Origin of the sequence: Salmonella sp. 741265055_HSA, assembly GCF_046569525.1 — a bacterium.
Taxonomy (GTDB): domain Bacteria; phylum Pseudomonadota; class Gammaproteobacteria; order Enterobacterales; family Enterobacteriaceae; genus Salmonella; species Salmonella enterica.
This window is the reverse complement of record NZ_JBKFSQ010000007.1, coordinates 84,927-99,429: the sequence shown is the minus strand read 5'-3', so window position 1 is coordinate 99,429 and position 14,503 is coordinate 84,927. Positions and strand designations below refer to the sequence as shown.

Annotated in this window: 16 protein-coding genes; 5 read left to right on the top strand and 11 right to left on the bottom strand. The window is 53.3% G+C overall.

The features are described 5' to 3' along the window. Window positions 1-5: 5 nt before the first annotated feature. The 10 genes from dagF to pmbA all read right to left on the bottom strand — a co-directional run bounded on the left by dagF (window position 6) and on the right by pmbA (window position 7,620). On the bottom strand, window positions 6-746 hold the full coding sequence (gene dagF, locus ACLD4K_RS06125; protein ID WP_411011539.1) for a 2-dehydro-3-deoxy-phosphogluconate aldolase: 741 nt from the start codon (window positions 744-746) through the stop codon (window positions 6-8). Beyond that, window positions 743-1,861 carry a DgaE family pyridoxal phosphate-dependent ammonia lyase gene (locus ACLD4K_RS06120; RefSeq protein ID WP_001139182.1) on the bottom strand — a complete coding sequence of 373 codons (1,119 nt, stop codon included), beginning with the start codon at window positions 1,859-1,861 and terminating at the stop codon, window positions 743-745. Before ACLD4K_RS06120 ends, dagF begins: the two co-directional genes overlap by 4 nt. Next, window positions 1,845-2,978, bottom strand: coding sequence for an amidohydrolase/deacetylase family metallohydrolase (locus tag ACLD4K_RS06115; protein WP_411011538.1), 1,134 nt, complete (start codon window positions 2,976-2,978; stop codon window positions 1,845-1,847). The genes ACLD4K_RS06120 and ACLD4K_RS06115 overlap by 17 nt, the downstream gene beginning before the upstream one ends. A gap of 58 nt (window positions 2,979-3,036) precedes the next feature. Next, window positions 3,037-3,681, bottom strand: a complete 645-nt coding sequence (locus ACLD4K_RS06110; RefSeq protein ID WP_411011537.1) for a DUF4310 family protein — start codon at window positions 3,679-3,681, stop codon at window positions 3,037-3,039. Window positions 3,682-3,692: 11 nt separating this feature from the next. Further along, window positions 3,693-4,469, bottom strand: coding sequence for a DUF4311 domain-containing protein (locus ACLD4K_RS06105; protein WP_000478578.1), 777 nt, complete (start codon window positions 4,467-4,469; stop codon window positions 3,693-3,695). Window positions 4,470-4,491: 22 nt separating this feature from the next. Next, entirely contained in the window at window positions 4,492-4,794 is a 303-nt protein-coding gene (locus ACLD4K_RS06100) for a DUF4312 family protein (protein ID WP_000975187.1), read from the bottom strand. Then, window positions 4,794-5,156 carry an SFCGS family glycine-rich protein gene (locus ACLD4K_RS06095; RefSeq protein ID WP_000435389.1) on the bottom strand — a complete coding sequence of 121 codons (363 nt, stop codon included), beginning with the start codon at window positions 5,154-5,156 and terminating at the stop codon, window positions 4,794-4,796. Before ACLD4K_RS06095 ends, ACLD4K_RS06100 begins: the two co-directional genes overlap by 1 nt. Window positions 5,157-5,166: 10 nt before the next feature. After that, a complete protein-coding gene (locus ACLD4K_RS06090; protein ID WP_001255103.1) occupies window positions 5,167-5,505 on the bottom strand; it encodes a glycine dehydrogenase in 339 nt (112 codons plus the stop codon). Between the two features lie 277 nt (window positions 5,506-5,782). Next, window positions 5,783-6,169 carry a cytochrome b562 gene (cybC, locus tag ACLD4K_RS06085; RefSeq protein ID WP_001232231.1) on the bottom strand — a complete coding sequence of 129 codons (387 nt, stop codon included), beginning with the start codon at window positions 6,167-6,169 and terminating at the stop codon, window positions 5,783-5,785. Between the two features lie 98 nt (window positions 6,170-6,267). Continuing rightward, a complete protein-coding gene (pmbA, locus tag ACLD4K_RS06080; RefSeq protein WP_000852994.1) occupies window positions 6,268-7,620 on the bottom strand; it encodes a metalloprotease PmbA in 1,353 nt (450 codons plus the stop codon). A 95-nt stretch (window positions 7,621-7,715) separates the two neighbouring features. Between pmbA and yjgA the strand changes: the two genes are divergently transcribed. Then, complete coding sequence (gene yjgA, locus ACLD4K_RS06075; protein WP_000166287.1) at window positions 7,716-8,267, top strand: ribosome biogenesis factor YjgA; 552 nt, start codon at window positions 7,716-7,718, stop codon at window positions 8,265-8,267. A gap of 106 nt (window positions 8,268-8,373) precedes the next feature. Here yjgA and mpl read toward each other — a convergent pair whose 3' ends face one another. Next, entirely contained in the window at window positions 8,374-9,747 is a 1,374-nt protein-coding gene (gene mpl / locus ACLD4K_RS06070) for a UDP-N-acetylmuramate:L-alanyl-gamma-D-glutamyl-meso-diaminopimelate ligase (RefSeq protein ID WP_411011536.1), read from the bottom strand. Window positions 9,748-9,921: 174 nt separating this feature from the next. Here mpl and fbp point away from each other — a divergent pair, with 174 nt between their 5' ends. The 4 genes from fbp to ACLD4K_RS06050 all read left to right on the top strand — a co-directional run bounded on the left by fbp (window position 9,922) and on the right by ACLD4K_RS06050 (window position 14,455). Next, on the top strand, window positions 9,922-10,920 hold the full coding sequence (gene fbp / locus ACLD4K_RS06065; RefSeq protein WP_000853764.1) for a class 1 fructose-bisphosphatase: 999 nt from the start codon (window positions 9,922-9,924) through the stop codon (window positions 10,918-10,920). Window positions 10,921-11,146: 226 nt separating this feature from the next. Next, entirely contained in the window at window positions 11,147-11,677 is a 531-nt protein-coding gene (gene ppa, locus ACLD4K_RS06060) for an inorganic diphosphatase (RefSeq protein WP_000055079.1), read from the top strand. A gap of 409 nt (window positions 11,678-12,086) precedes the next feature. After that, entirely contained in the window at window positions 12,087-13,250 is a 1,164-nt protein-coding gene (locus ACLD4K_RS06055; protein ID WP_183059441.1) for a metallo-dependent hydrolase, read from the top strand. Beyond that, on the top strand, window positions 13,247-14,455 hold the full coding sequence (locus ACLD4K_RS06050) for an MFS transporter (RefSeq protein WP_000203131.1): 1,209 nt from the start codon (window positions 13,247-13,249) through the stop codon (window positions 14,453-14,455). Before ACLD4K_RS06055 ends, ACLD4K_RS06050 begins: the two co-directional genes overlap by 4 nt. Window positions 14,456-14,503: the final 48 nt, after the last annotated feature.

Below are 14,503 nucleotides of genomic sequence, written 5' to 3'. Positions count from 1 at the left end.
CATGATTAGCCGACACGCGACCGGACGATAGCGAGTAACTGACGCACATCGTCCGCACGGGTGTTGCCGCTCACCTTATCAATAATCGAACTATAAATGTGAGGAATGATTTTGCTTACACCTGCATCAAGGGCGATGTGCAGAATCTCGGCGAAGTTTTCCAGAACGATGCCGCCCGTCGGTTCCAGCCAGAAATCATGGCGGGCGCAGGCCTCAGCCACCGCTTTATACTCGTCGCGACAGGTGAGTCCTCCCATCGGAAAGTATTTAACGGAGCTGCCGCCCATGTCTTTGAGTAGCGCAATCGCCGTTTCTATGGGTACGATGCCGTCCGGCGCGCGGCTGCTTAGCGGGCCGGTGGAAATTTTCACCAGCCCCGGCGTGCCGGTCGGCGAGACAAGACCGTTCACCACCGTCTCATTTTGCCCCAGCAGCGCCCGGCTGGTCCCTACGCCGGTAAACACCTGGTTGACATGCTGCGGCTGTACCTGACGCGAGATTTCGCTCACCATCGACGACTGGTTAGGATCGCCTGCCCCCAGTCCGACGGAGAGCGCATTATCGATAAGCGCCGCATATTCACGCATATCTGCGACTGCGCTTGCCACATCCGGATAGTTTTTGGAGAGCACGCCAACCAGCACATGACCTTCCGCCGCCGCGTAGATTTCCCGGGCGTTATCTTTCGAACCGGCCAGTACGTTCAGGCAAACGCGATCGCGGTAAAAGTTAGGGGTCAGTTTCATGCTTGTTTCTCCTGATTAATCACCTCGCCAATACGACGCGCCACAATCGCTAACTGCGCGCGATCGACGCTGCGGACATCCGCTTCAATAATCCCTTCGTTGGCTTTGTATCCGCGAAAGTAAATCGCGTATTCCCCTTGCTTCAGCGCGTCTACCAGTTCGCCTGTGGCGATGCCGGTAACGGCTTCATCAAACTTAATTTCCGTGCGCGCGATGTCGCGTCCGGCGCTGTCCCACACCACACGGGCGCTGACGCCGTTAAACGTGTTCAACGTGTCGATAAAGGGCGCCATTTTTTCTACCATCTCCGCGCCGCTCTCTTTTTGCGCCCGCAGGTACAATTCAATGGCGCAGGTCAGGCCAACAATTCCTTCTTTGCCGACCTTCATCGCCCGGCCAATGCCCGCTGACTGACGTTTTACCCACTCAACATACTGCGTTTTGCCAATCACCAGCCCGCTGGTCGGCCCTTCAATCGCTTTCGCGCCGCTATAGATAACGAGATCTGCGCCCACGCGGTAGTAGCACTGCAAATCTTCTTCCGCCGCCGCGTCCACAATCAGCGGGAGATTATGCGTGCGCGCCACCACCGCAGCCTGCTCCACGCTGAGCATACTTTTCTGTACGCAGTGGTGAGATTTGATATAGAGAATAGCCGCCGTGCGCGGCGTAATGGCCGCCGCCAACTGCGCGGCGGAACATTCGTTGGCGTAACCGGCTTCCACCAGTTTGCCGCCGCCCAGCGCCACCATCGTTCCCACCGGCGCGCCAAAGTTGACGTTGTGGCCCTTTGGCAGGACGATTTCGTTATTTTCAATCGGTGTAACGTGCAGGTTTTCCAGCAACCAGTCGCTGTCCTGAACCAGTACCGCGGCAACCGACTGGGCAAGGCCCGCACTGGCGCAGGAGACTACCGTCGCCCCTTCCACTTCCAGCAATTTCGCAATGTACTCGCCGGTTTTATTCACCAGATCTTTCATCTCGAAATACTGATTCATTCCGGCCATCGCCGCGTCTATCACTTCCGGGCGCGGCGTGGAGACGCCGAGCGCCGTCATACGCCCGGAGGCGTTAATCACCTGTTTTAATTGATACTTCTCAAAAATCGAAGGCATGTTCCGCGCTCCCTTGTTCGGTCATATAGCCCTTGCCTGCGCGTATCGCGGCAAGCGGCGTCAGCAATTCTTCAGCCTGTAAGCTGTCGTTTTCCGCGTCTACCAACACGGTGGGCTGGCGTTTAAGCGTAAAGAGGGTCAGGTCGGCATCCAGACCAGGCTGAAGACGACCTTTGGTTTTCAGATTCAGGCTATCGGCGGCATTGGCCGTCACGCACGCAATGACCTGCGGCAGCGACATGCCGATGGCGAGGAATTTCGACATCACATTAGCCAGCGAATGCACCGGGCCATTGATGCGGTTACGGCAGTAGATATCGGAACTGATGGTATGCGGTAAAATCCCCAGGCTAATGGCGCGTTTCGCCACCGCAAAGCTCAGGCTGGCGGTACCATGCCCAACGTCCAGACGCACGCCGCGCGCCAGCGCTCGTGTCACCGAGGCGCGCAGCTCGCCTTCCGGCGTCAGAATACGGTTCGGCTTACCGTTGTAACAGTGGGTAATGATATCGCCCGCCGTCAGACGCTCCGCGATTTCGTCCAGATCCGGCGGGTTATTGCCAATATGCACCATCAACGGCAGGTTGCCGTTTTCTTGCTGCATGGCTTTAGCGCGTTCCAGCGGCGTGATGCCGTTAACGCCTACCACGCTGCTGCTCATCCGCGCCTTGAGGCCGACGATAAAATCCGGGTGGCGTTTTACCGCCTGCCGGACCGCATCGGCGTCAATATTGGCCATGTTAGCCAGCTCGTTTTGGGCAATAAGCCCGACGCGTGAAACATTCAGCAGCGCATAAACCTCGGTGGCCGCGTCACGGGTCAGGGTGTAAAAATCGTCAATATCATCTGCGCCAGTGCTACCGGCATCCACCACTGTGGTAACGCCAGTGGCAATACCCACGCTGTCCGGTTCGTCGTGGTAAATCGGCGATGTCGGGTAGCAGTGAACGTGAGAATCAATCCAACCCGCGCTGGCGTAACACTCGCCGCGTAGATCGAGGGTTTTCAGCGCCGGACCATCAACGTCACCCAACGCCGCGATTTTGCCGTCTTGCAGGGCAATATTAGTCAGCGTGTCATCGACCAGACGCGCATGGCGCAGGAGTAAATCAAACATCGTTCTCTCCTTTGCCGGATGGCGGCGCAACCGCCTTATCCGGCCTACAAATCAACAATTAGCTAATCGCAACCGGGAAGATGGAACCGAGGATCATCGCGCCTAAAATCGCGCCGCCGGTAATCGGCTTCTGCCAGATATAAAACAGCAGCGCGCCCACCAGAGAGCCCAGACCAATAGGAATCGACGCCGTCATGGCGCTGAGGATAATCAACGGCCCCAGAAAGCGGCCTGAAGCGTTACCGGCCCCCATCATGACGTCCGCCCCGTACGTGGAGTCGCTCTGATTAATGGTGAACTTACGCGCCAGAATAATGATGTAGCCAATCGCCAGGCCAATCACCAGACCGGTTATCAGCGAAGCGATAAAGTTCGCCACCGGGAAGACAAAGCCAGCTCCCAGCAGTAACGCCGGAACCCCTAAGCCCACGCCGGTCTGAATTGCCCCGCCGATATCCAGAATCCCGACCAGCGAACCTTCGATAATGCGGGCAAATAAAAAGCTGGCGCCGAAAGCGGCGACCGCGCCGTAGACGCCGGTATCCATCCCCGCTTTCAACATCGCCACAAAAGCGACTTCGTTAAATGCGCCGATACCGTACAGATAGTACATATGCGTCCCGGCGAAAACGCCGGAGGAGAGCAGGCCAACAAAGATCGGGAACGACCAGTCGGCATACCAAAAACCTTTATTCTCTTCCATTGTGGCCTCCGTTATTTGCCGCTGAGCGAGTTGTGGATCAGTTCAAGCCAGTTCGGTACCGTCATGTTGAAAGACTCGATCATTTTCATGTCGAAGCCGCGGAAGAAGCCGCTCAACACAAACAGCAAAACGATGGCGACCATCATCACTTTGGTGACATGGTTCCAGCCGCTCTCTTCTACGCCTTTACCGATCAAAATACCCAGTACCAGCCCCGGTACGGCGTTCCCCATGATGAGCTGCGCCGCGCCGCCGAAAACGGTGGCCCAGAAGCCCGATTTTTTACCGGCGTCGATCGCCGCTAACCAGAAGATCACAGGCATGACGATGTTGACCAGCAGGTTTGCCGCCGGTACCAGCACCTTAACCGCCGTCACCTGTAACGCTTCTGGCACGGATGAGGCGGTCAGGTTAAGGAACGTCACGACGATCATGCCGATGACGGCGCAGGCGATCGCCATTTTTTTCGGGTCGTGCAGCGTCTCGCCAACGTTACGGTTTTTGATCATTAGCGCCGCCGCGCCCCAGTTAGGGATGATGCGGTGATCGACATCCTGGGTGAACGATCCGGCCGCCACAGACGACGCCCAGGCGTTAAAGAAGAAACCCAGTCCAAAGGAGAAGTGAGATGCCGGGTCGCCTTCACAAGAGTTGAGTTCACCCAACGTACGGAACGCGCCCATCCCCTGCGTGGTTGGCGCGTGAAACATGCGTGCAGCCCCAGCGCCCACCCCTACGCCGACCAGCGCGCCGATAATGAGCGATTTAATTAGTATTATCAGGAACATAACTATGCCTTTTTAATAAAAATCAGCGTTTCGCGACGAAATCCACCCTGTCGAGATTGATGGCGGTCACGTTGACGGTCACATCCAGCTCCACGCTGTAAGTGCGTCGTTCCCGGCGCAAAAAGAAAAACAGAAAGGCCTCTTTACGCACCGACTCATGCGCCTGAACAATCCGCACATCCTGTGGCTCAATACGCAGTAAGATATACGGCGACTCTCTCATCACCGCCGACTGAACATGGTTCAGCGCATCGGCAAAGGCGCGTGCTTTGGCGTCGCCCTTGCCTTTTACTCTCACCGTGGTGGTGAATTGCTCTTTCATCATCAGGCGCCGTATTTCTTTTGCCACGCCTGCACCAGGCGCTCGCCGAGCTCTTCTTTATCCATAAAGCCGAAACCCAACACGTTGCAGCCTTCATTGATAGCGGTGACGCCTTCATCCACTGACCGCATTCCATATTTGGCTTTGTAGCCATGCTTGTTTTGCGCGGTGATAGCGCCCGCGCCGCCGCTGCCGCAAAATGAAATGCCGAAGGTGGCGTTTTCCGCTTTCATCACATCGCCCAGCTTCATGTCTGCCGCGACGCCCGGTACGACGACCGCGCGACCGCCCGCTTTTTCCACGCCTGCCGCCACTTTCTGGCCTTTACCCAGGCGATCGCCAATCACGACGGTAATCTGTTCCATTTTTTGCTCCTTAGAGGTTGTCTTTCGCGACTTCAAAATGTACCGATAATAGCCAGGCTTCTTCGTCAGGAAGGTTGCCAAACGCCGCCACGATTTCGCGGGCGAGCGCCATTGATTCGGCTGAGATTTCATCAAACAAGCTGGCATCGACTTCCGGTAAAGGCTCGCCGGTAATTGACCGGTGCGCCATCGCGCGAACGTGCGAGGTCAGCATTTGCGTCTGTACCGCATTGGGGACAATGTGATGACGCCCCAGCAGGCCATCCACCTGCGTTAACACCTGTTCAGCCAGTTCGTTAATTCGCTCACCGGCATCGTGTTTTACTGCTCCGTTATCCACGCGTCTCACCCCGTTAATGGCAATGAGATAAAACTAGCGGCAAGGGTTAAAAGTTTGTAGCGAGTTATTTTCCACCTCGAAGTGGAAACGCGAGTGGGATAGGTGATCTGCGCCACAGAAAAGGCGGCATTAATGAATTATCGCCGGGAAAGTGTGAGATCTATCGCGGCATAAAGAGGAAATGGCGAAACAATGACGTTGCCGTATAAAGTGAGAAAGTGTGATGGGTATTACATTTTGCCGGATGGCGACCTGCGGATAAAGCGAAGCCGCCATCCCACAAAAATTAACGATACTTCTTATGATACGTATTGCGGGTGGTTTTTAGCGCTTCCGCCGCCGCTTTCGCTTCTTTAACGTTACCTTCGTTCGCCAGCTTCAGCGCGCCATCAATTTGGCCGACCAGAATGTCAAAACCGTGACGAAAATCCTTCATTTCCGGGCTATCCGGCGCTTTATCTTCCAGCTTTGGCGGCGTAGCTTTTTGAGCATCCAGCGCGGCCGCGCGCATTTTGGTTAATGCCGCTTTCAGTTCAGGGGCACTATCCGTTTTCTCAACAACTTTCAGGTTATCATTGAGAATATCCATATTATCTTCAAGATCGGCAGCAAAAACAGCCGAACCGAATACCAGCGATGACACAGCAAGAATAGCTAACAGGCTTTTACGCATTGCTCACTTCCTTTTTTATTATTAACGATAAGTGTAATACCCTGAATAATTCGAGTTGCAGGCAGCCAACGCGCCTGCAGCCTGAAGTATGACGGGTATTATTGTCCGGCGATTTTCATCTCCGGTAACAATACCGAACCACACTGTATATTACTGCGCGTTTCAATATCATCACCCACGGTGACAATATTACGCCACATCTCTTTTAAATTACCGGCAATGGTAATTTCACTTACCGGGTACTGGATTTCACCATTTTCAACCCAGAATCCCGCAGCGCCGCGGGAGTAGTCGCCGGTAATACCGCTGACGCCCTGGCCCATCAGTTCCGTCACCACCAGGCCGGTGCCCATCTCTTTTAGCAACTGCTCAAAGTTCAGCCCCTGCCCGGCGATACGCCAGTTATGAATCCCGCCAGCATGACCGGTACTTTTCAGCCCCAGTTTGCGGGCGGAATAGTTGGTCAGCAACCATTGCGTCAGTACGCCATCCTTCACAATGTCCCGGCGCTCTGTACGCACGCCTTCGCTGTCGAACGGCGAAGACGCCAGCCCTTTTAGCAGATGCGGGTGTTCTTCGATGGTTAACCATTCCGGCAGAATTTGTTTGCCCAGCGAGTCGAGCAGAAAAGTGGATTTACGGTATACCGCGCCGCCGGCAATCGCCCCGACCAGATGACCAAATAGCCCTGTCGCCACTTCATTGGCGAAAATGACCGGCGCTTTCATGGTGGAGAGCTTGCGCGGCGACAGGCGGGATAAGGTGCGGCGCGCGCACTCGGCCCCGACCCATTCCGGCGCTTGCAGATCCGCCATTGCCCGACCGATGGTGTAAGCGTAATCGCGCTCCATGTCGCCGTTCTCTTCAGCGATGACGCAGCTTGAGAGCGAATGGCGCGTGGAGCAATATCCCTGCAACATGCCGTGGCTGTTGCCGAACACTTTAATGCCGTAATGGCTGTTAAAGCTCCCGCCTTCAGTATTGGTGATGCGTTTATCCGCCTTTAGAGAAGCCTGCTCCGCACGCGCGGCCAGTTCAATGGCTTCGTCTGGCGTAACCTCTGCCGGGTGGAACAAGTCCAGATCCGGCGCGTCAAACGCCAGCAGTTCTTTGTCCGCCACGCCTGCGCACGGGTCCGGCGACGTGTAACGCGCGATATCCAGCGCGGCCTGCACGGTACGGGCAATCGCCTGCGGGCTTAAATCCGTCGAAGAGGCGCTGCCTTTGCGGTTCTGGTGATACACCGTAATGCCCAGCGCGCCGTCGCTATTAAATTCGACATTCTCTACTTCACCATAACGGGTGCTGACGCTAATGCCGGTGGTCTTGCTGACGGCGACTTCCGCCCCATCCGATTTGCCTGAGGCTAACTCCAGCGCTGTCGAAACTGCTTCTTCCAGAATCTTACGCTGCGCTTCAACTTGTGAGATTACTTTCATTGCAAATGCCATAATGTAGAGAGAGTTTCTCTGAAGTCTAACAGAGAACCGTTTTTCAGTGCGCATCTTAACTGGTAACATTAGCCTCTTTTTTTAAGGAGCCTGACATGACAAAGCAGCCCGAAGACTGGCTCGACGACGTTCCCGGTGATGACATCGAAGACGAAGACGATGAAATTATCTGGGTCAGTAAAAGTGAAATTAAACGCGATGCCGAGGAATTAAAACGCCTGGGCGCGGAACTGGTGGATCTGGGGAAAAACGCGCTGGATAAGATCCCGCTGGACGCCGATCTGCGCGACGCCATTGAACTGGCCCAGCGTATCAAAATGGAAGGACGCCGCCGCCAGTTGCAGCTTATCGGAAAAATGCTGCGCCAACGCGACGTTGAACCTATTCGCCAGGCGCTGGACAAGCTGAAGAACCGCCATAATCAGCAGGTGGTGCTGTTTCACAAGCTTGAGCATCTGCGCGATCGTCTGATCGTCGAAGGCGATGACGCGGTAGCCGAAGTACTGACCCTGTGGCCGCACGCCGATCGTCAACAGCTTCGTTCATTGATCCGCAATGCGAAGAAAGAGAAAGAAGGCAACAAACCGCCGAAATCAGCGCGTCAGATCTTCCAGTATCTGCGCGAGCTGGCGGAAAACGAAGGGTAATTTTACACGTTGATAGCGTCTGCCGGATGGCGGCGCTGGCGCCTTCTCCGGCCTACGGGAATGTACCTATTGTAGGCCCGGTAAGCGCAGCGCCACCGGGCATTTTTTACTCCACAACCAGTGCTTTTTTCGCCAGCCCATCCAGCAATTTCTGATGGATGCCGCCGAAACCGCCGTTGCTCATCACCAGGATATGATCGCCAGGCTGTGCGGTTTTCACCACCATATCCGCCAGCGTATCGACATCTCCACTCCAGTGAGCAGGCTGTACGCAGGCTTCGGCGACTTCCGCCACTTGCCACGGAATATGCGGCGGCTGCAGCAGGAACACTTCATCCGCACGCCCTAACGACGGTGCCAGGTCATCCTTGCATAATCCCATTTTCATCGTGTTAGAACGCGGCTCCAGCACTGCGATAATGCGCGCGGTGCCGCCCACTTTACCGCGCAGCGCCGCCAGCGTGGCCAGAATTGCCGTCGGATGGTGAGCAAAATCGTCATACACCGTCACGCCGTTCGCTTCGCCGCGTAGCTCCAGACGGCGGCGGGCGTTAATAAATGACCCCAGCGCACTGGCCGCTTCTGCGGGCGCGACGCCCACGTGGCGCGCGGCGGCAATCGCCATCAGACCGTTGTGCATGTTATGTTCGCCGACCAGGCCCCATTTCACATCGCCGACTTTTTCGCCGTCCAGCCACACTTCCCACGCGGAAGCATCCGTAGTCAGCTTCTTCGCCTGCCAGTGTCCCTGCTCGCCCACCAGCTCCTGCTCGCTCCAGCAGCCCAGCGCCATGGTCTGTTTCAGGTTGATGTCGTTTTCCGGCCAGATGATGCGCCCCTGCCCCGGCACGATGCGCACCAGATGGTGGAACTGCTTCTGGATCGCTTTCAGATCGTCGAAGATGTCGGCATGATCAAACTCAAGGTTGTTGAGGATCAACGTCCGCGGGCAGTAATGCACAAATTTAGAACGTTTATCAAAGAACGCGCAGTCGTACTCATCCGCTTCGATAACAAAGAACGGGCTCTCGCCCAGGCGCGCGGAAACCTCAAAGTTGCCCGGTACGCCGCCGATCACGAAGCCCGGTTTGTATCCGCACGCTTCCAGTATCCAGGTCGCCATGCCTGCGGTCGTGGTTTTGCCGTGGGTACCGGCGACCGCCAGTACCCAGCGGTCGCGCAACACAAAGTCATGCAGCCACTGTGGACCAGACATAAAGGGAATGTTTTTTTCCAGCACCGCTTCCACGCACGGATTCCCGCGCGTCATCGCATTGCCGATAATCACCAGATCCGGCTGCGGATCGAGCTGGCTGGCGTCATACCCCTGGATCAGATCAATGCCTTGCTTCTCAAGTAAGGTACTCATCGGCGGATACACATTGGCATCCGAACCCGTTACTTCATGACCAAGCGAGCGAGCCAGCATCGCCAGCCCCCCCATGAAAGTGCCACAAATTCCCAAAATATGAATGCGCATACGTCACTATCCTTTTTTTATCTGCGAGCCATTTTACGCACATGTCTGGCAAGTGAGAAACGCATTTCAGGTAAATCTGTACGTTGCTGGCGCGATTCACCTGAGCGCATCATCTGAAATGTTTGTTAAGATTGTTACGGTCGCTTTACTCCAATCAATTGCAGGGAAAGTGTTATGAAAACGTTAGGTGAATTTATTGTCGAAAAGCAGCACGAGTTCTCTCAGGCTACCGGTGAGCTCACTGCTTTGCTGTCGGCAATAAAATTGGGCGCCAAGATCATCCACCGCGATATCAACAAGGCCGGTCTGGTCGATATCCTGGGTGCCAGCGGTGCTGAGAACGTACAGGGCGAGGTTCAGCAGAAACTCGATCTGTTCGCGAACGAGAAACTGAAAGCTGCACTAAAAGCGCGCGATATTGTAGCGGGCATCGCATCGGAAGAAGAGGACGAAATTGTCGTCTTTGAAGGCTGCGAACACGCGAAATATGTGGTGCTGATGGACCCTCTGGATGGCTCTTCTAACATCGACGTTAACGTCTCTGTCGGTACGATTTTCTCGATTTATCGCCGCGTGACGCCCGTCGGCACGCCGGTCACCGAAGAAGATTTCCTGCAACCGGGCAACAAACAGGTCGCTGCGGGATATGTCGTGTATGGCTCGTCCACCATGCTGGTTTACACCACCGGCTGCGGCGTACACGCTTTCACCTACGATCCGTCGTTAGGCGTGTTCTGTCTGTGCCAGGAACGTATGCGTTTCCCGGAAAAGGGTAAAACCTACTCCATTAACGAAGGCAACTATATTAAGTTCCCGAATGGCGTGAAGAAGTACATCAAATTCTGCCAGGAAGAGGATAGTTCAACAAGTCGCCCTTATACCTCACGTTACATTGGCTCTCTGGTGGCCGATTTCCACCGCAACCTGCTGAAAGGCGGCATCTATCTCTACCCCAGCACCGCCAGCCATCCGCAGGGAAAACTGCGTCTGCTGTATGAATGCAACCCGATGGCGTTCCTCGCGGAACAGGCCGGCGGCAAAGCAAGCGATGGTAAAGAACGTATTCTGGATATCATTCCGGAAAGCCTGCACCAGCGCCGCTCGTTCTTCGTCGGCAACCGCCATATGGTTGACGATGTGGAACGTTTTATCCGCGAATACCCGGACGCGTAATCTTTACCACCATGCGGAATAACGCATGAAGCCGCCATTAGGCAATAACATGTCCGATGGCGGCGTTGCCTTATCAGGCCCGTGATTTTTCCGGTTCTTAACCTTTGTCGTTTATGCTCCGCAACGACGCGCCAGATGAGGCGGAAACGAAAACAAGCGAAGACTTTCGGCGTGAGTTGGCTATAATACTCGCCACTTGTTTGTCATAAATTCAAAGGAAACAGACATGAGCTTACTCAACGTCCCGGCGGGTAAAGAACTGCCGGAAGATATCTACGTCGTTATCGAGATCCCGGCTAATGCAGATCCGATCAAATACGAAGTTGACAAAGAGAGCGGCGCGCTGTTCGTTGACCGCTTCATGTCCACCGCGATGTTCTATCCGTGCAACTACGGTTACATCAACCACACCCTGTCTCTGGACGGCGACCCGGTAGACGTTCTGGTCCCGACGCCGTACCCGCTGCAGCCAGGCGCCGTCATCCGTTGCCGTCCGGTTGGCGTACTGAAAATGACCGACGAATCCGGTGAAGATGCGAAACTGGTTGCCGTACCGCACACCAAACTGAGCAAAGAGTACGATCACATTAAAGATGTGAACGATCTGCCAGAACTGCTGAAAGCGCAGATCACTCATTTCTTCGAGCATTATAAAGATCTCGAAAAAGGCAAATGGGTGAAAGTTGACGGTTGGGACAACGCCGAAGCGGCTAAAGCGGAAATCGTTGCCTCCTTCGAGCGCGCAGCGAAGAAATAAGTTCGCTTTTACATAAGCGTCAAGATAAAGGCTCTCATAGTAATGAGGGCCTTTTTATTGGCTAATGAATAGAGCACAATTTTTATCATTATTAGTTTAACATTCACGGAATGAATAAGATTTTACCTTATTTTTTATTAAAACGGGTTGAATACGCTCACGTTTTCTCTAAAAAGCTTAAGATAATAATTGTTTTGTGAATGCACCCAGACTCCCATGGACTTACGCCCTAAATATTAGCAAGCGCTAAATTCTTATTTAGTGCATAAGCCCGATTACCTTTTTAATAAGGTATCCTAAGCTCTCCCTACCAATAACCGTATTTTTAATCCAACATAACATCCGCTCAAAACACACTTTTTAATATATTTTCAAGGGCTGCCATAATTATTTACTATTTTAAGAGATTATGATGAAAAATGATATATTAATTACCGGTGGACATATCATCGATCCCGCTCGTAATATTAATGAGATTAACACGTTACGCATCATTAACGATATTATCGTTGATGCCGATAAATATCCTGTAACTTCGGAGACCCGGATTATCCATGCCGACGGCATGATCGTCACTCCTGGTCTTATCGATTATCACGCGCATGTTTTTTATGACGCGACGGAAGGCGGCGTCAGGCCTGATATGTACATGCCGCCGAATGGCGTCACTACCGTCGTGGATGCAGGTTCTGCCGGTACGGCAAACTTTGATGCCTTCTACCGAACGGTGATTTGCGCCAGCAAAGTTCGAATCAAAGCGTTTCTGACCGTGTCGCCGCCGGGCCAAACCTGGTCACAAGAAAATTATGATCCGGACAATATTGATGAAAATAAGATCCACGCGCTGTTTCGCCAGTATCGCAACGTTCTTCAGGGATTAAAACTCAAGGTTCAGACTGAGGACATTGCTGAATATGGCTTAAAACCGCTGACTGAATCCCTTCGTATTGCCAACGATTTAAGGTGTCCCGTGGCAATACACTCGACTCATCCCGTTGTTCCCATGAAAGAACTTGTCTCCTTGCTACGCCGCGGCGATATTATCGCTCATGCGTTTCACGGCAAAGGTAGCACCATTCTTACTGATGAAGGCGCCGTCTTAGCCGAAGTCCGTCAGGCAAGAGAACGAGGCGTTATATTTGATGCCGCCAATGGTCGCAGCCATTTTTCAATGAACACGGCACGCCGGGCCATCGCTAATGGCTTTCTTCCGGATATCATCAGTAGCGATCTCTCAACCATCACTAAACTCGCCTGGCCTGTTTACGCTTTACCATGGATTTTATCGAAATACTTAGCACTCGGCGTCGCGCTTACCGATGTCATTAACGCCTGTACCCATACCCCAGCAGTTTTATTGGGCATGGCAGCAGAAATTGGTACGCTGGCCCCTGGGGCATTTGCCGATATCGCCATCTTTAAATTAAAAAACAGGCATGTTGAATTTGCCGATATTCATGGTGAAACGCTCACGGGGACGCATGTGCTGGTACCACAAATGACCATAAAATCCGGTGAGATATTATTTCGTCAAATTGATTTTGGCGCGCGGCCAAACGGAGTTGAAAAATGACCTCAATGCAAAAATGGCTACGGATCGGCGCGACATTAATGTTCGGCCTTTTTGTTGCTTATCTTGACCGTTCTAATCTTTCCGTTACGTTACCTACGATTACACACGACCTGAATATTGATGGCGCAACGGCCAGCATTGTATTAACCATATTTCTTATTGGCTATGCCTTTTCAAATATTTTTGGCGGCGTATTTACCCAGCGATACGATCCGAAAAAAATAGTCATTCTGATGGTGCTAATCTGGTCGATTGCGACCGTTTTTGTCGGATTTACCTCGTCAGTGTACGTTATTTTGATTTGTCGGCTGGTGCTTGGCATTACCGAAGGCATTTATTGGCCGCAGCAGTCCCGCTTCGCCAGCGACTGGTTTTCAGACAAAGAACGGACGCAGGCGAACAGCATTATCCAGTATTATGGACAGTTCCTGGCATTAGGCCTGGGATTTATGATTTTGTCCCCGCTGGATGCTGCCTTCGGTTGGCGAAATGTTTTTATTATCACTGGTGTGATCGGCATTGTTGTTGTGGTTCCACTTTATATAACAATGCTGAAGAAACAGGAAGAAGCGCCTTATTATCGTGCGCCGGCGCCAACAGAGAAAACTAAACTTACCCTGGAATCGCTGGGCGGAACCCCCTTCCTACTCCTTATTTTTACCTACATCACTCAAGGGATGTTGTTCTGGGGAATTACGTTATGGATCCCCATGGTTGTCAATTCTCTCGGCTATACCGGATTCAGTAAAGCATTGGTCAGTTCTCTGCCTTATCTGACTGCGGTTATACTGGCAATCCCTATCTCATGGATCAGTGATAAGACACAAAAGCGTGTACTTATTGCTTCACTGGGCCTACTAATCCCCGGCGTGATGTTATTTCTCCTGCCATTTGTCGATGCGCCGGGCTTTAAAATCACGCTCATTACCCTGGCGATGGGTTATTATGCCGCCAGCTTTACCCCCAACATCTGGTCGATTATCCAGTCTAACGTTAAACCCCATGCGATTGGCCCAGCCTCCGGTATTATTAATGGCATCGGCGCTGGCGGCGGCGGTACGTTGGCAGGCCTAATGGTCGGCTATTTTTACCGGACAACTGGCAGCTATATGCAGGGATTTATGGTTCTTGGATGCATTGTTATCCTGGGCGGCGCGTCATTATTGATCTACGGCAGAATAAGAGCTCACCATGCCCGGCGCTAGCGCCATCAGCCAGAATGTAAAAAAACAACGCCACCCGAGGGTGGCGTG